Annotated in this window: 8 protein-coding genes; all 8 read right to left on the reverse strand. The window is 73.9% G+C overall.

The features are described from left to right. Positions 1-19 precede the first annotated feature (19 nt). Positions 20-11,152 (reverse strand): WXG100-like domain-containing protein, encoded by an 11,133-nt coding sequence (locus JIX55_RS27210; protein ID WP_257565888.1) that lies wholly within the window; start codon positions 11,150-11,152, stop codon positions 20-22. A 3-nt stretch (positions 11,153-11,155) separates the two neighbouring features. Continuing rightward, positions 11,156-11,506: a hypothetical protein gene (locus JIX55_RS27215; RefSeq protein WP_257565889.1), complete on the reverse strand. Its 351-nt coding sequence runs from the start codon at positions 11,504-11,506 to the stop codon at positions 11,156-11,158. A gap of 35 nt (positions 11,507-11,541) precedes the next feature. Then, positions 11,542-11,895: a YbaB/EbfC family nucleoid-associated protein gene (locus tag JIX55_RS27220; protein WP_306820125.1), complete on the reverse strand. Its 354-nt coding sequence runs from the start codon at positions 11,893-11,895 to the stop codon at positions 11,542-11,544. Continuing rightward, positions 11,795-14,434: a hypothetical protein gene (locus tag JIX55_RS50955; protein ID WP_306820036.1), complete on the reverse strand. Its 2,640-nt coding sequence runs from the start codon at positions 14,432-14,434 to the stop codon at positions 11,795-11,797. Before JIX55_RS50955 ends, JIX55_RS27220 begins: the two co-directional genes overlap by 101 nt. Before the next feature lie 122 nt (positions 14,435-14,556). Beyond that, on the reverse strand, positions 14,557-15,000 hold the full coding sequence (locus JIX55_RS27230) for a hypothetical protein (RefSeq protein ID WP_257565891.1): 444 nt from the start codon (positions 14,998-15,000) through the stop codon (positions 14,557-14,559). An 86-nt stretch (positions 15,001-15,086) separates the two neighbouring features. Then, positions 15,087-15,389, reverse strand: a complete 303-nt coding sequence (locus JIX55_RS27235; RefSeq protein WP_257565892.1) for a WXG100 family type VII secretion target — start codon at positions 15,387-15,389, stop codon at positions 15,087-15,089. Positions 15,390-15,411: 22 nt separating this feature from the next. Then, complete coding sequence (locus tag JIX55_RS27240; protein WP_257565893.1) at positions 15,412-15,738, reverse strand: WXG100 family type VII secretion target; 327 nt, start codon at positions 15,736-15,738, stop codon at positions 15,412-15,414. A gap of 54 nt (positions 15,739-15,792) precedes the next feature. Next, positions 15,793-17,424 (reverse strand): type VII secretion protein EccB, encoded by a 1,632-nt coding sequence (gene eccB / locus JIX55_RS27245; protein ID WP_257565894.1) that lies wholly within the window; start codon positions 17,422-17,424, stop codon positions 15,793-15,795. Positions 17,425-17,426 lie beyond the last annotated feature (2 nt).

A 17,426-nucleotide genomic window follows, 5' to 3' on the forward strand; every position in this document is an offset into this window, starting at 1 on the left:
GGTCGAGCCGTACCGCTGCTCAGCGGGGGTTGAGGGTGGCCTGCCACTTCAGCCGCAGCGCGCTCAGGGCGTCGGGATGCCGCGGGTCGTGGGCGCGCAGCGCGGTCCGCCACAGCCGGTGCAGTGCCTGTTCCGGGTCGGAGTCGGTGATGCCCACCGAGCGGGCCAGCTCGATCAGATCCTGGTCGGTGGCCCGGGACGGGAAGGGGGTGGGCGACGCGAGCCGGTCCAACGCCTCGGCGAGCGCCCGCTCCTCGGGGCCCACGCCGTCGCCCGTGCCGGGGGTGCCGGACGGGGGCGGCCGCTGCGGTCCCGCCGTCGACGCGGTGGGGCCGGCCGAGGGTGTCGCGTCCGGCTCGTCGAGGCCGCCCATGAACTCCCGGAACGCCGCGTACCGCGCGTTCTCCGCGCCGGTGGCCCTCACCGGGTTGGCCGGAGCGCTGTGCACGGCCGCCGGATCCGGGCCGAAGAGCCTCTCCAGCAGCGGCGTCAGGGTGGGCTCGTTGTCCCGCACCCAGGCGGCGCCGTTGTTGCGCGCGCGTCCCGTCGCGGGGTCGGTGCCGTGGTTGGTGCCCAGGTAGGCGTTGCCGGCCTGGGCGAAGTACTCGTACTCGTTCGTGGCCGAGTAGTTGTCGATCTCCTTGCCGGCCAGGTCCCGGCGGATGCCGTCGGGCCACTGCGCCTTCGGGCCCCGTGCCCGCTTCTCGGCGTACGCCCGCGTGATCAGGTCCCGGTCCGCCCGCGACAGCCCGGCCATGTGCAGCAGGTGGGCGATCTCGTGCGTGGCCGACGAGTACCCGTCCGCCTGGTGCGGGGAGGGGCCCACCGGGGTGTCCTCGCCCAGCAGGTTCTCCTCCGGTACGGCCGCCGTCAGCCCGGCGGCGGCCCCCCGCAGGTCGTCGAGCCCCCGCTCGGACGGCTTGTCCTTCCCGTGGAACCGCGCGAACGAACTGATCCGGCTCAGCGGCGCGTCCTGCGGCAGTACGACCACCGTGGCGCCCGAGGCCAGCAGCCGCGCCGTCGTCCCCGGGTCCCGCAGCATGCGGGCCACCTGCGCGTATGCCTCGTGCCGCGCCGAGACGGGCCGCACCGCCGCCCCCGGCACCACCACCAGCAGCCGCGCCGCCACGTCGGCGAGTTCCGCCGCCGGTACGCGTTCCACGAACGGGGGGTGCGTGGCCAGCCACCGTCGGTGCGACGGGCTCAACAGCTCGACCGCGGCGGGCAGTTCGGCTGCGGGCAGGGCGAGGAGTCCTGCCACCCATGCCTCTGATGACGGCGGTTCGACGGGCTCCACCACCGCGACCGGATCCGAGTCAGGAGCGGGGTGCTCCGCCTGCTCGGCCCGGCCCGCCTCACCGGAGGGTGCGGCATGCGGCCAGCTGTCGCCGGGCCGCCGGGCCGGGGTGGACGCCAGGGAGGAGAGGGGTACGTCGACCAGGCCCTCGCCGGTGGTCCGGCGGGCGGTGCCGAGGGTGTGGGCGAGGGCGGGGAGTTCGCTCGCGGCGGTGGTCTGGGCGGCGGCGCGGGCGGTCTGGGTCCGGACGGCGTCGTCGATCTGCTGATCGACGACGCGGAGTCGGTTCCGTAGTGCGTCGCGGGTCTCGGTGGCCCTGGTGAGGTCGTCGGTGGTCGTGTCGAGGGCGGTCCGCGCCGTGGTGACCGCCGAGTCCGCGTCCCGTAGGGCCAGTTGGAGGCGGGGCAGTGGGTCGGGGCCCGTCGGGGCCGCGTCCCTGGCGGCCCTGCGCCGCTTCTGGATGTGGTCCTGCTCCTCCTGCGAGGCGTCCAACTTCCGCCGCAGTTGGTCGAGTTGCTCGTTCACCTGTTTGGCGTGCCGTCGCGCTTCGGCGGCCCGGTCGCCGACTGCGGCGGGCTCCGACGTCCCCGTCCCGCCTGCCCCGCGCTCGATGTGGGCGAGACGAAGGTCGGCGGCCCGCACCCGGCCGGCGGCGGACGCTTCCTGCTGCCTCAGCGTCGAGATCTCCGCCGGGAGTTCGAGGAGCCGGGAGGTCCATCTCCGGTTGTCGTCGTCCCGTTGCTCCTGTTCCTCCCGGGCGGTCGTGAGGGCGGCGTCCGCCTCCGTGCGCCTGATCTCGGCGTCGTCGAGAGCGGTGCGGGCGCTGTCCCGCTCGGTGGTGGCGGCGGTGAGGGCGTCCTCGGCGGTGTCGAGGGCGGTGCGGATCCCGGCCCGTTCGGCACGCAGGTCGCCCTCCCGCTGCCGGGCGTCGGCCTGGGCGCGGGCGGCGTCGGCGTGCGTGGTGATGTGGGCGGCGAGCTTCTGCCAGGCGGTGTTCGTGGCTGGGTCGGCGCTCGGCGTCAGGGCGCCGGTCGTGTCGAACCGCCAGTGCCGGAGGCCGTCGTCCGTGCGCAGGACGAGTTCCACCGGGCGGTCCGCGACGACGGCGGTACGGGACGCCGCGTACAGGGCGCGGGCCAACCGGGCGCCGTCGGGGTCGGGGCCGGGAGCGAGCCACAGCTGGGCGGCGGGGTCGTCGGGGTCGAGGCGGTCGGCCAGGGCGCGGGGGAGGTCGGCGAGGGGGTGCCTCGTCCAGTCCCGCAGGTCGGGCTCCTCCAGGCCGGCGAGCATCGACCGGACGTCGTACACCTGGGGGTCGGTGCGGGCGTCGGTGATGCCGTGGCCGAGGACGTCCCGTTCGGGCAGGCGCAGTTCGGCGCTGCCGGTGACGTGCCGGGTGCCGCCGGGGCCGTCCACCGTGATGACGACGTCGGTCATGGTCTCGTAGCTGCGGACACCACGGCCCCCGTCCCCCGGGAGCGCGGTGCCGCCGGTCTTGAACCACTCCCGGCGGGCGGCGGAGACCCCCGATCCGGAGCTCTGGGTGACGGGCTGCCGGGCGAGCAGCGGCACCGAGGCGCCGACGAAGTGGCGGCCGGGGGCGCCGTCCGCGTTGTAGGCGGTCTGGAGGACGGAGGAGGAGGTCGAGCCGGTGGTCAGCGAGGTCGAGGCGGAGACCGAAGGCAGGCGCAGACGGTCGAGGGAGACATCGCCGGCGTCGGTGATACGGCGGGGGTTGTACAGGGTGATGCCCAGGCTCGGGGCGCTGTCGGGGGCGGGTTCCACCGGGTAGGCGCCGGGCATGGTGTCGGTCAGGCCGGCGGCCGCGCGGGGCAGGTCGATGTCGATCTCGCCGGCCTGGATGAGCTCGCCGATGCGTACGGCGGCGGCCTCGGCGGACGTGGAGGCGTCGGACGACTGCCAGGTGGACGCCAGGCGGGGCGCGACCTCGCGCAGGGCGCCCGTCAGCTCCCGGTAGGCGTTGAAGTGGAACACCGGGGTCGGGCCGGTGGGCACGAGTCGCTGCCCGTCGGTGAGGCGGCGCCCGTCGGGGCCGGGGGGCGCCTTGGACGGGTGGACCTTCGACACGGCGGGCGGGGTCGGCGTCGGGGGCTCGGCGAGGGTGGCCGTCTCGCTGCCGGTGAAGCGCAGGGTGACCTGCGCGGGCACGGTCGCCGTACGGGCCGGGCGGCCGTGCAGCGTCTGGTGCAGCCACTTGGCGAGGCCGGTGTCGGGGTCGTACCAGGCGAGCAGCCCGCCCTCGATCAGGCCGCCGGGGATGGACGGGGGCCAGTCGGTGACGAGTTCGGAGCGGACCGAGGCCTGGTACTCGTACGCGATGTCGAAGTCGGCCGCGTTGTCGGTGCGCATCCAGTAGCGGTCCTCCGCCGAGGCGGACACCTTCGCGGAGTCCGTACGGGTGCCGGCGAACGTCAAGCCGGGGCCGGTGCGGTCGGTGCGGGCGTCGTCGGCGGGGCGCGGGTAGCGGGTGGTGGCGTTGCCCGTGATGCCGAGCTGACGGGTCGTCGACGTACTGGTGGAGGTGTTCGCCGGAGCGTGGACGTGCACCTGCTCCTGGCCGGTGCCCGCGCCCGCGGGCCGGCCGCGCACCGTGCGCAGCCCGGCGGTGTCCTGTACGGGCCGGGCGCGCAGGGTGACCTCGACGAGCCGGGCGCCGCCCTTGGCCACGTGCCGGAAGTGGAACCGCTGCACACCGTCCGGCCCCCGGCCGGGCAGGGCGCGCAGCGCGGTCGGCATGGTGACGTCGGCGATCCTGGCGAGGACGCCGGGCAGGTAGGAGGAGTGGCCGGGCGTGGTCGAGCCGGGTGCCTCCGTCTCGACGAGGGCGGTGAGTTCGCGGCGCAGCCGGTCGCGCTGCTCGACCGGGTGGCCGGCGGTGTCCGGGCCGGGGCCGAGCTGCTTGACGGACAGGACGCCGGCCAGGCCGGGTTCCCTCGTCCGGGCGAACCGGTCCGGCACGGGGAGGCTCGGCGCCGGCCGCTCGGGCACGGCCAGGCCGTCGATCCCCCTGAACCAGGCGTCTTCACGGGCCAGTTGCGGGTCGCCGAGCAGGAACTGCGCCGCACGCGGCAGCTCCACGGCCACGGTGACCGGGTCCGCGCTGCCGAGGCCGAAGGTGTTGCCGACCACGTTGCGGTGCCCGTGCCGGACGGTCATGAGGATCGTCGCGTCGGCGCGGACCCGGTGCAGGACGCCGCTCTCGGTCGGGGTCCGCGTCACACCCGTACTGGAGCCGAGGGTTTCGCCGGTGTCCTTACGGCTGGAGTACACGGGGCGGATGCCGGGGTTGGCCCTGGCGGCGGGGCCGGGCCTGGGCCCGCCCGCGGGGGCCTTCGGGGCGAGCTGCTGGAAGGCGGGGGCGAGGCCGAACTGGTGGCCGCCGCTCGTCGTCCGCTGCTGCGTGGCGGTGTCCGTCGCGCCGACATCCGTCTCCAGGTACTGCTTGGCGCCGCCCAGGTACTCCGGGTCGTGCAGGACCCCCTTCAGCTCCACCGAGAACTCGTGGTCGGCGCCCAGGCCCGGCAGGGTCAGACCCTCGATGACATAGCCGCTCTTGAAGATCTGGTGCGCGCGGGCGACGAGGTTCGCGGGGCCGAGCGCGCTCCGCAGCATCTCGGTGATCGCCGCGCTCTGGTCGGTGGGGTCGCCGCCGGCCAGCGTCTCGGAGACCCGGCCGGGCACATACGACGCGGCGGTCTCCCGCACCCGGTCGGGCACATACGACGTGGCGGTCTCCCGCACCCGGTCGAACAGTCCCTGCTCGGGGTGCCCGGGGTAGATGTTGCCGACGACCTGCCCGAAGGCGTCGAGGAGGGCGTCGGAGCCGTGTACGACGTCCATGATCGCGTCGTCGGGTACGCGGACCACCCCGGGCAGGGGCCTGCCGTCCGGCCCGGTCATGGCGAGCCGCAACGCGTCGTTGGCGCCCGCCCGGCGGACGGTGTGCCCGGCCGGCTCCCGCGCCGCGCGCCCCGCCTCGACCGTGCGGGGGTGCGGGACGGCGAGGGTGATGTTCCCGACGACGTCGACCACGGGGGGCCGGGCGGGCTCGGCGGGGCGCTCGATGTCGGTGGGGGCGGCCCGCCCGGAGCGCCAGGCGAGCCAGGCGGGCCGGGCGGGCCCGGTGGCCGCGGCGGCCTCGTCGTCCTCGGCGGCGAAGCGCTTGACGGGGGCGGCGCTCGGACCCTCGTAGAGATCGAGGGCGAGCCGGGCCGGCACGTCGAAGACCTCGGTCCGCTGCCCGATGCCGATGAAGAACTGGTCCTGGTTGACGCCGGCGCCGACCGTCGACGTGTGGGCGGTCTGCCGGGAGTACGTGTAGTCCGCGCTGCCGCCCAGGGACCAGGGTGTGTCGCCGCCGACGGGAGCCGACGGGCCTGCGGTGACACCGGCCTGCCAGCCGAGGGCGTACCCCTTCGACTCGGTGCCGCCGACGCCGAACGACGAGATGCCGATGGTCTGCACATGGGGGAGGGAACGGAGGTGCTCGGTCGGGCGGCCGGTGGTGAACGCGGCCCCCCTGTCGCGGACGGCGGACAGCCGGAGCTGGACCCGGCGGGTGCCTCCGACCCGGTCCGGCAGGTCGAACCAGAGCGCGTGCCCGCCGTCCAGCATGGCGTCGACCGACGCGCGCAGCCCGATCTCCGACCGGGCGAGCTCGAACCGCCGCAGGTTCATCAACCGGGCCTTGACGGCCTCCTCGTCGCCGATCGAGTCGGACGTCGCCTCGGCCGGTGGCAGGAAGCCGTGCTTGCGCAGCCACGCCCCGGCCCGGTCGAACAGCGGATCCGCACCCGTCACGCGCAGCGGCGCGGCCGACGAGCCGAGGCTCCGCAGGTTCTCCAGCTCCTCCGGCAGCTCCCGTACGCCGTCGCCGGTGGGCGGCTGCCCCTGTGCTCCCTCCTTGTCGAGGATCCGCAGCCGCATGCCGCCCGCCCAGGGCCCGAAGCTCCGGGACGTGCTGCCGCCGCGCGGCTGGATCAGGGTGACCTCGTGGGTCACCGTGGCGGGGGCGAGGAGATGACTGCGGTTGCTGCGCACCGCGTGCGCGATACCGGCTGAACCGCCCGCGCCGAGCGCGTCGTTGGACTGCCACTTCGCGCCCGCCCTGCCGACGACACTGCCGGCGATCACCGACGAGGCGTTCGGGTGCCCCGCGCCGTGGTCACCGGTGAACGACGGTCCGACGCTGCCGTCCAGGGCGACACCGCTGGTCAGCCTGGCCGAACTGTCCACCTTCACCGTCTGGGAGACATGCGCCTCCAGGTTGATCTTGCCATCGAGGGAGGCGTGCGTGGGCGCGTCGGGCACCACCACGGTGGTGAGCTTCAGCATCCCGATCGCGTTGCCGTCGCCGTCCAGCAGCACCGGCGAGAAGATCCCGCCGCCGCGCTGCATCGGCAGCGTGCCCCGCAGGACCGGCTCCGACAGGAACGTCTCCAACTCCCGGGCCGAGGTGTCCGACAACCCCTCCAGGCGCGCGGCGAAGCTCCGCCGCACCTCCGTGAGCAGCCGCCCCGGCTCCTCGACCGTGTCCACGCCCCACACGGGAAGGTCGTCCAAACCGGCGGGCTGCGGCAGCGGGCCGGCCGGGTCGACCGCCAGATGCTCGGGGAACCAGACGGTGACCCGTCCGTGGACCTTGGGCGCGCTCCACTCCGCCGGGGTCTCGTTCGGACGTGCGGCCCGCCGCACCTGCCACTCCACGCCGAAGTCGAAAGGCTGCGACAGTTCGTTGCTGCGCTGCGCCGTCATCGTCTGCACCACGTGGGTGACCGTGGCCGACGACGAGAGCTGGTTGTGCGTCAGCGACAGGGACAGTCCGGCGTCGACGCTCCGCACCGGGCCCGCCGCCGCGACCGGGTAGGTACCCGACCAGGACACGGGCACCGTACGAACCGTCCCCGAACCGCTCGCCCCCGACGACTCCTGCGTCCCGAGACCACGCCGCTCCACCCGGCCCTCCGGGTCCTGCGTGCTGTGCGCCCCGTACCGCTCCGACCGCGCCGGGTCGCGCAGCGCCAGCCGCACCTCGACCGTCCGCTCCCGGCCCGCGTCGTCGACGACCGTGAACCCCCGCCCGGCACTGCTCCGCAGATACGGCAGTTCCCGGGCCAGTTCCTCGGCGGTGAGCCGGTCCCGCAGCCGGCCCAGCAGCGCCTGCTCCTCGGCCGCGGACCGCCGCCGGCCGGGTGTGTCCAGCGCGCCCATGATCTGCCGGTGCAGCCCGTCCACCACGGCGGCGGGCAGCGGCTCGACATGGACCAGGCCTACGGTGCCGTCGTGCCGCGAGCCGTACTCCTGTACGTACGTGGAGGGCGGCGTCGTCCAGTTACGGGGCGCCTGGCTGGCGTCCCAGCGGGGGTCGTGCTCGTCGGGGGGCGGGGGGTTGTCCGAGGCGAGGGGGAAGACGTCGGACCGTAGGGGGTGGTCGCGGACGACCGGGCCGGAGTCCAGTACGTCCTCCATGGTGCGCAGGTCCTCGGGCCGGACCGCGCCCTCGCCGGGCAGGTGCGTGACGTCGGCCATCAGGCCGCCGCCGTCGGAACTCGCGGTCAGGAACCGGCGGAACAGCGCGTCGGGGTCCGGGCCCCGGTCCCGCAGACCGGTGTAGTGCGCGATCTCGTGCAACGCGGTGGCCTCGTCGCGGTCGGTGTCCCCGCTGAGCCGGATGTGCAGCTGGTCCGACCGAGCGGGACTCGGCGTACGGCTCAGCTCCACGGCCTCCGCGTGATCCGGGGCGTGGGTGAGGACGAGGTCGACGTGCAATTGGTCGCCCGAACGCGGCAGCCGCAGGCCGTGGTTGAAGTGGGCGTCCAGCAACTCGCCCATACGGTCCCGGAAGGCCGGCAGCTCGTCGGGCGCGAACCCCTCCCCGAACCGCACGGGAAGGTTGACCGTCAGGCTGCGCACCCAGCGGCCGTCCTCGACCTCCATCCGTCGCACATGCGCCCGCACGAGCGTGTTCCGCCCGTCCAACGTGCCCGGCGCCCTGCCCTCCCGCAGGGGGTCCCCACTCGGCTCGAACCAGTCGAGCCGGAGGAAGGAGGCGGGGGCGTCGGCCCGCCGGGGGAGCCATTGGCCGGGGTGGAGGGGAGTGGGGTGGAGGGGGCTGGGATCGGTGGGGGGTGTGGTGGGCGGGGGTGTTGTGGTCGGGGTAGGGGTGTGCGGCGCAGGGGTGTGCGCCTCGCCCGGGGACGAGGTCGTCCGGGGCTCGGCGGCGGGGGAAGAGGAGGCGGCGGAGCCGGGGCCGGCCCCGGAACCGGGGCTGGAGCTCGTCCCGGACTCGGGGCTGGAGCTGGAGCTCGAACTGGTCCCGGACCCGGAGGTGGAGCTGGAGCTCGAACTGGTCCCGGACCCGGAGGTGGAGCTGTGGCCGGAACTGGTCGGCACGGAGGATGGCGAAGTGCCGCCCTGGGGAGTCGGCGTCGAGGCCGCGGCAGGCGGCGTGGTGCCGAGGGACCCCGTCGTGGCGGTCGGCGTAGGACTGCCGACGGGAGCACCAGTGCCGTTGGGTGTGGCGGTTGCGAGGGGTGTGCTGGTGCTGTTGGGCGTGCCGGTAGGGAGGGGTGTGGCCGTGTTGACGGGCGCGCTGCTGCCGGCGGGCGTGGCCGTACTGGCGGGCGTGCCCATGCCGAGGGGCGCGCTGATGCCATTCGGCCTGCTGGTGCCGGCGGGCGTGCCGGTGCTGGCGGTCGCGGCCGTACTGGCGGGCGTGCCCATGCCGAGGGGCGCGCTGATGCCATTCGGCGTGCTGGTGCCGGCGGGCGTGCCGGTGCCGGCGGGCGTGCCGGTGCCGACAGGTGTGGCCGTGCCGGCGGGCGTGCCCATGCCGAGGGGCGCGCTGATGCCATTCGGCGTGCTGGTGCCGGCGGGCGTGCCGGTGCTGGCGGTCGCGGCCGTGTTGGCGGGCGTGCCTGTGCTGGCGGGCGCGCTGATGCCATTCGGCGTGCTGGTGCCGGCGGGCGTGCCGGTGCCGACAGGTGTGGCCGTGCCGGCGGGCGTGCCCATGCCGAGGGGCGCGCTGATGCCATTCGGTGTGCCGGTGCCGACAGGTGTGGCCGTGTTGACGGGTGCGCTGGTGCCGGCGGGCGTGGCCGTGTTGGCGGGTGTGCTGGTGCCGCCCTGCGTGCCGGAGTCGTCGGCTGTACCCGTCGTGCTGAGTGCCCCGGTGCTGTTGGGGCCGTCGGCGGCACCGGTCGGGTTGGGGCCGCCGATGACGGTCCCCTCCGGTTCGCTGCTCACGACGGTGGTGTCGGGGCCGCCGTTGAGCCCGGCGGTGGTGTCGGGGCCGCCGTTGAGCCCGATGGTGGTGTCGGGATACCCGTTGGGCCCGATGGTGGTGTCAGGGCCGCCGTTGAGCCCCGTGGTCGTTTCCGGAGCGGGAATCGGGGAGGGGGTGGGCGTCGAGGTGGTCGGGGTCGGGATGGCCGCCGGGGGCAGGTCGCCGAGGTTGCGGAGGTTTTCCAGGGCGGTGATTCCGCCCATCGCGCCCGCCCCCGCCGTGGCGGCGGACGTGAGGCCGGAGACGAAGCTCCAGCCGTTGGCGGAGAGTTCGCCGGTCAGGGCGAGGTTGGTGACGATGTCGGCGAGGGTGTTGGTCAGACCCTCCTCGATGCCCTCGCCGAGGAGGGCGACGGCCCTGGTGACCACCGTGTTCCGAGTGGCGTTGACGGAGTTCAGCGTGGTGTCGGGGAGTTGGGCCAGGGCGTTGCGTACGCCGCCCGGCAGTCCCGTGCCCGCCCCGCCGCCGCCGTCCAGTACCCGGCCGAGCGCGTCCGGGGCGCCGGCGTCCCCCCAGTTCCGGCCGAAGGCCCGGCCGTAGGACTCCCCGAGGTCGCGGGCCGCGCCCTCCCCCAGTTGCCGGCCGAAGTTGTTCGCGAACAGGTCCCCGAAGTCGGACCCGAGCCGTGTCACCGCGTCGTCGGACAGCCGCCTGCCACCGGTGCCGCCGAGAGCACCGCCGCCCCCATTGCCGCCGGGGGCACCCCCGTTTCCCTTGCCGCCCAGCGACGACAGCAGGTCGTCGTTGTTGCGGGTGAGGATGTCGGTGACACCCCGGCCGAGGGCGTCGGCCGAGACGCCGCCGAGGTCGCCGGCGTTCCGGAGCTGGTTGCGCAGGGCCGTACCCGCGCGGTTCGCGACGTTGCGGCTGAACATCTTGGTGAGCTTCGCCCCCGCCAGGCTCACCGGACCGGAGATCAGGCCCTCGACGACGCCGCCGACGAGGGCGTCCCGGGTGAGGTCGGAGTCGTAGGAGTCACGGGTGCCCCGGCTGAGCTGGATGCGCTGGATCAACAGGTCCATGGAGACCGCGATCGCCGTGTTGATGATGACGTGCGCGAGCAGGTGCTGGAAGAGGAAGTTCAGCAGCCGGAGCAGGAAACGCGAGGTGATCAGGCGGTAGATCGGGATCAGCAGCAGCGACGTCCCGAACGTGCGGAACGCGTTCGCGATGCACCAGGCGATCTCCAGCAGTAGCTGGACGAGCTGCCCGATCGCCATCCACTTCGTGTACTCGACATTGGTGGCCGTCCGCTGCGCGTACGCGGCGACCCCGGCCGCCGCCTCCTGCCCGGCGGCGACATAGTTCGTACGGCCCGAGGTGAACTCGGCGATGGAGCGGCTGAAGGCGTCGGCGGCGTGGGCGTCGAACCGGGACCGGACCCCACGGTCGACCCGCACGATCTGGTCGGGCATGTCGGCGAGCGCTCGCGCGACCGTGAGGTACGCCTCCGCGAGCGCACGCAGCTGGTCCTCGTTGAGCTTCGGGAACTCCATGCCCGTCAGCGCGAGGAACAGCGCGCGCAGTTCGGCCGACGCGTCGATCGCCATGGGTCAGCGGCCTCCCCGGGCGGCGGCCGCCGCCACGGCCTGCGCGCTCACCGTGTTGAACTCCTCCGTCTTGGCCAGGCTCCGGGCGGTGCCGTCGAGCAGCTCGTACGCCTGCTGGAAGGCCGTCTCCAGCGACTCCAGCAACGTCAGGACGTCCTTCTCGGCGGGCCCGTACACCTTGATGAAGGCGGCGCCCGCCTCGTCGTCGTACGCGTCGGGCTGGGCGTTCGCGGCGATGGCGGCGCTCAGCCGGGCCCGGATCTGACCGATCTGTGTCGCCAGCTCGCCGTCGAAGTGCCGGCCGCCGTCGCGGATGGCCTCCGGGTCCGCGGCGATGCGGTTTCCGCTGGGCATGGTTCGTTCACTCCTTCTGTTCGTCGGCTGCGACGTCAGCCCCGCTGGCCCGGCAGCGTGCCGAGGCCGAACGCCTCCAGCAGCTCGGCCAGTTCGGTACGACCGCTCGTCACGTCCCCGATCTCCAGGTCCTCGGGGGCGATCGGCCCGAGGACCTCGTCCATCTGGGCCATGACCTCCTGCTGGGCCCGGCCGATGGTGTCGAGAAGCAGGGCGGACAGCTCGGACGGGGCCATGGTGCGGTAGCGGGTGGTGTGGAACTTCAGGTCCGTCACCGTGCCGCGCGCGTCAACCGTTGCGCTGACCAGCCGATCCTTGGACGTTGCCGTCCCGCTGACCGCCGTGAGCGCTTCCTGTGCCTGGCCGGCCCGGTCGAGGGCCTCGTCCAGTTGCGACTGGACCTCGTCCAGGAGCGCCTGGAACGGGTTGCTGGTCACGGATGCCTCCCACGGGTGCGTTGGGTGTGTGCTGCTGCGGTGTCCTGCCGAGCACGGTCGGCGCCAACTCCGGGTCGGTGCCCCATACGTCGGCGTCCTCGGCGAGCCAGGTCGTGCGCTCGCGCTCGTCGTTCCGGTCCCCGCCACCGGCTCCGGCGCCCATGCCGCCCATGCCGCCCATCATGGGAGGCATGTACGGGGGCTGGGACGAGCCCGACTGGCCCGCACCCGCGCCTCCGCCCATGCCCAGGCCCGTCCCTGTCCCTGTCCCTGTCCCTGTCCCTGATCCTGTGCCGGTCCCGCCGTCGACGACGTTTCCGTTGCTGTCGACGAACCGGCCGGTGTGGCCGTCCGAGAAGCCGTTGCCGGCTCCGCCGGAGGACAGGGGCGGCTGGGTGAAGTCGAAGCCGCTGTCCGGGGTGGGGGAGCCGGGGCCGGTGCTCGACGTGGAGGGGAAGCCCTGTTCGCCCCGGGACGGGCCGCCGAAAGAGGAAGGGGGCGTCGAGTCGACGGTGGACCCGGGGGGCGGGAGGTGGGTCCGGTCGTCGTGGGAGTTGGGCAGGGCGATGCCCGACTGGGAGTTGTTGCCGCCGGAGCCGGTGGAGCCGGTGGAGCCGGTGGAGCCGGTGGAGCCGGTGGAGCCGCCGGACGGCAGCGGGTTGATGCTCGGGAAGTCGCCGGTGGAGCCCGCCGGGGGAGTGAACAGCTGGTCGGTGGGGAAGTCCTGCGACTCCTCGAAGTCGTTCGAGGAGGAACCCCCGGTGCTGGTCGAGCTGCCCGGAGGCAGCGACCCGGTGGTGCCTCCGCCGGTCCCGCCCGCGCCGCCGGTGAACCCGGGAGGCGTCAGTCCGACGGGAGGGACGAGGCCACCGGTGCCGCCACCGTCCGACCCGACTCCCGTACCGAACGCCCCGGACGTCCCGGACGTACCCGTACCCGTCTGACCGGGCGTGCCGATGGGGGAGCCGGTGCCGAGACCGGGCGTCCCGAAGCCGGGCGGGTCACCGAGACCGGTGCCGCCCGGGCCCCCACCCGTACCGCCCTGAGCGGCACTGGTCCCGAGGCCCCCGGCACCACTGCCACCGCCGCCCTCGCCGGTCTGACCGGGGTCCGTGAGGTTGGAGGTGCCGAACGGGGGAGGGGTGAGACCGGAACCGCCGCCCGCTCCACCACCCGTACCGCCCTGGGCGCCCGCGCTGCCCGTGACGCCGCCTCCGGCTCCGCCGGCGCCCGCGCCGGCCTGCCCGGGCGGCGTGAGACCGGCCCCGGACCCCGCCCCGCCACCGGCACCGCCGCTCGCGCCCGCGCTCCCGGTACCGCCGGCTCCGCCGCCACCGGCCCCGGCGCTCCCGGTGCTCCCGGGCGGCGGGAGGTCGTCACCGCCGGAACCCCCGGCGCCACCGCCCGCGCCTCCCCCTGCGCCTCCTCCTCTACCACCCTGGTTGCGGAGGTCGTCGAGGTTGTTCGGCCCACCGCCGTTGGACTGGCTGTTCGGGCTGCCGCTCAGGGCGGTCCGGATGACGTTGTCGAGGACGCGGAGTTCGGTGGTGGCCCGCTGGTAGCGGCTGGTGAGGGCCGAGACGATGCCGGGCACCGCGCCGTCGAGGTGCTGCCTCGCCGTCTCCGCCCAGGCCTCCTTGATCTTCGCTTCGACCGTCAGCCAGGTCCCGTCTTCGTCGACCAGTCCCAGCTGCACGCCGTTGTGGTGCAGGGTGGCCGGCTCGGCGCCCGCGGTGTTGTAGATGACGGTCAGCCCCGCCGCGTACGTCGACATCGCCTTCTCGGGGGACGACGAGGGCTGGTCCTTCCACGTGTTGAACGCGCTGAACATGGCGTTGCGGGCATCCCACAGCGCCTGCTCCGCGTCTTCGAGTGCCCCGAGGTAACCGCCGCCGCCGAGGCCGCTGCCCGACACCGTGTCGAGGATGTCCTCGTACGCGGTGCCGATCCGCTTGACGATGTCGCCGAAGCCGGACGCCGCCAGGCCCTGCCAGCCGTCCTGCTGGAGGTAGGTCTGCCAGTGGTTGACGTTCGGCTGCCATTTCTGGAAGTAGGCGATGGCGGCGGCCAGTTGCTGGCGTGCCCGGTAGAAGCTGTGCGGGTTGGTGGTATCGGTGCCGCCCCCGTCGAAGGAGGCGAGGGTCAGGTAGGTGCCCATGTTGTAGCGCCACCAGGCACCGGCCCCGTTGTCCAGGCTCTCCTCGCCGTCGCGCATGCCGATCCCGGCGGTGGACAGGACGGGGGTGGTGACCGACCCGTAGCCGCCCCAGGTCCCGCCGACCGTGCGGGCCTCGGTGCCCGAGACGTACCGCCACCAGTGCGCGGGCTTGAAGGGGGACCCGGACCCCTCGCGCAGGCCGAAGTACGCCCGGGTCCAGCTCGGCGCCATGACCTCCTCCTTGGTGGAGATCTGGCCCGGGTAGGAGTCCTTCGCCTGGCCGGGCCCGGCGAAGATGTTCACCAGTTCATGCCACTGCGTGGGATCGGGCACGGTCGCTCTCCAGCGTCGGGGGAGGGGATTGGTCGGGGGCGGTGGTCAGGCGGTCAGGGCCGCCGTGAGGGGCGTCGTCACGGCCGTCGTCAGGGCCGTCGTGAGGGACGTCGTGAGGGCCGTCAAGTCGCGGTGTTGGGCGGGTTGTTGGAACCGGAACCGGGTCCCGAGCCCCCGCCCCCGCCGCCGTTGCGCGCGTTGATCGCCTGTCCCACGAGCTTGCCGAACTGGCCCCCGGCGAGCGTGCCGTGCTCCTCGGCCTGTTCCATGGCGTCGCCCGTGTCCGCGAGCGTGACGATCATCGTGTCGGTGATGTCGAAGTTGAACGTGAACTCGTTCGTGAACGCCTCGCAGACCTTGGTCAGCTGCGTCATCAGGTTCGCGGCCGGCGGGAAGTTGGTCGAGCCCGCCCGCAGCGGGTCCGACTTGTAGTACGCGAGCTCGTCACTGGCCTCGCGGGACTCGTCGCGCATCCCCGGCAGATAGCCGTGCGAGGTGCGGTACTCCCGCAGGAGGTCCGCCGAGTACTGGGTGGTACCGGAGTTCTTCTCCGGGGACTTGGGCATCCACTGCTCCGTTCTCTTCACGGCCGGTGCGGTGAGGTGCGGCCCGGCGTCCCGCCGGACGCCGGGCCGGGTCGGCGGGGGGGGAACTACCGGACGGTCACGCCGCCCCATTTGGCGCCCTCGTTGACGTCGGTCGTGAGGTAGTTCTGGGTGACGTCGACCAGGGTCTGGTTGCCGAACTGGAGGACGTTCCCCATGTCGTCGACCTTGAGCCCCCACTCCTTCTGCTTGGCCTCGTACGCGATGGCCGTGTTGCCTTCCAGCTCGCTCATCACGGAGCGGACCGCCTGGTCCAGGGCCTCGATGAGGTTGCGGATCGCCTGGGTCTGCTGGGTCAGGTACTCGCTGCCCTGGCCGGAACCGTCGTAGTCGATCATGAAGTCGGGCATGGTCTCTCCTTGTCCTCTGCTCTCAGCTGGGGTTGACGCGCGCCGCGAATCCGCTGGCCGCGAGGATCGAGTCGTCCTCGACGCTGGCCATGCCGTACCTGTTGGAATCCAGTACGACCCCCATCTCCTCGATGCTCGCGATCAGGGCGTTGAGCTTCGTCAGCCATGCGTCGGCGGCGCTGCCGAAGGTCCGGCCGGCGCCTCCGGTCCAGCTGGTACCGAGTACGGCCTTCGCCTGGTCGACGACCGTGGCGATGTCCCGGCACCCCTTCGTCGTGTTGTCGATGGCCACCCGGGCCACCTGGTATCCGTGATCGGTGGTGGTGGTTCTCGGCGTGGGTGTGCTCATGGCGCTCGTTCCTTTCCGTTGTGATCTCCGTGAGATGCCGCGTGCAAGGGCGGATCACCGCGTCTTCCGCCCCTCCTTCGTCTCCTTCGTCTCCTTTGGCTCCTTCGTGTCCTTCTTCTCCTGCGTCTCCGCCCCGCCGCACTCCGGATCCGGCACCGCCGGCGCCGGTCCCGACAACGCGGCCTGCGCCGCCCGCTCCGGGTCGAGCACCGGCCCCGTCGGCAGCAGCCGCAGCAGCGCGGGCGGCAGCCGTACGAGGTGCGTGTCGGCGTAGGAGAGCTGCCCGGCGACGGCCGGGGCGGACAGGGGGTACTTGATGCCGTCGCCGGTGACCAGGTACCGGGCGCCGCTCGTGCCCGCGCCGACGGACCCGGACGTGGACGCCGGCATCACCAGGACACCGCGGCCGGGGCGGACCCCGATCAGCTCGGGCGCCGGGCAGCCGGGCGCGACGCCCTCGCGGGCCACCACCGCCCCGCCGGTCGCGTAGGCCGCCGGCACCTCGACGAACGTCCCCCGGGGCGTGGCCCCGTCCGGCGTGACCGCCAGGCACGGCACGGTCCCGGTGCGCGGCGTGAAAGCCTTCGGGGGCCCGGAGGGGAGGGCACCCGAAGCGGTCGTGGCCGTCGCGGTGGTCGTGGACGTCGCGGTGGTCGCGGACCTCGTGCTCGTCCCGGCCTCGCCGTCGGCCGCCGCCAGGTGCCGGCCCGCCTCGTCCGGCTGGAGCTCGACCGCGGTCGGCTCCTGGCCCGCGTAGGCGTCCTTACGCGTACGGGGGTCGCCCCGCAGCAGCTGAAGCTCGGTGAGGGACAGCGGCACCAGCCCCGCCCGGTCGAGCAGGTAGTACTGCTCGGCGGAACCGGGAGTGCGTACGACGAAGTACTGCCCCACCCGGCGCCGCTCACCGGCCAGCGTCGGCCCCTTCCCGCCACGCCCCGCGACCTCGGGCGCGGCCAGGTCGGGCCCGGCCGGGACGGCGGAGAGGAAGGCGGCACCGACCGCCAGCGGTTCGGTGGTGCCGTAACCGAGCGACTGGAGGGCGCCGTGCTCGGCGTCGAGACGCAGGCGCCGGCCGCGCCAGAGGAGGTGGTCGGTACGCCGCTTCCCGTCGCCGGCGGTGACCAACAGGCCCTCGTCCACCCCGAGTGGGGACGACCCGGCGGCGGTGCCGGTGCCGACCCCGACCGTGGTCGTCGCCTCCCGCGTCCCGTCGTCCGCGACCCGCGTCGTGGCGCACACCTGCCAGGCGGCGGTGGTGAGCTGGTCGGCGGACGGCAGGGAGTCGGGGGCGCCGGGGATGCCGATGGGGGCTCCGCGGGGCACGTCGGCGAGGGTGGCCCGGGAGACCTGCTCGACCTTGCCGCTCTTGCCGGTGACGAGCTTGGCGGAGGTGTAGTTGAGGACGGGGCGCAGGACGCCGTCGCCGTAGAGGTAGCGCGCGCCGGTCTCCTTCTCCATGATCAGCACGCCGGGCTCGCGCCAGTTGTCGGAGTCGCGCGGGAAGATCAGCCCGAAGACCGTGAAGCCGACGCAGAGCAGCAGCCCGATGAAGAAGCCGACGACGGCGCCCCGGCGGGTGCGGCTCATCGGGGTGTCGAGGGCGTCGGGGTCGGCGGCGAGCATGCCGGAGGTGAGCCGGCCGACGGTGAAGGAGTACGCCTGGACCTGGTCGCGTCGGGACTGCATGG

Origin of the sequence: Streptomyces sp. DSM 40750, assembly GCF_024612035.1 — a bacterium.
Taxonomy (GTDB): Bacteria; Actinomycetota; Actinomycetes; order Streptomycetales; family Streptomycetaceae; genus Streptomyces.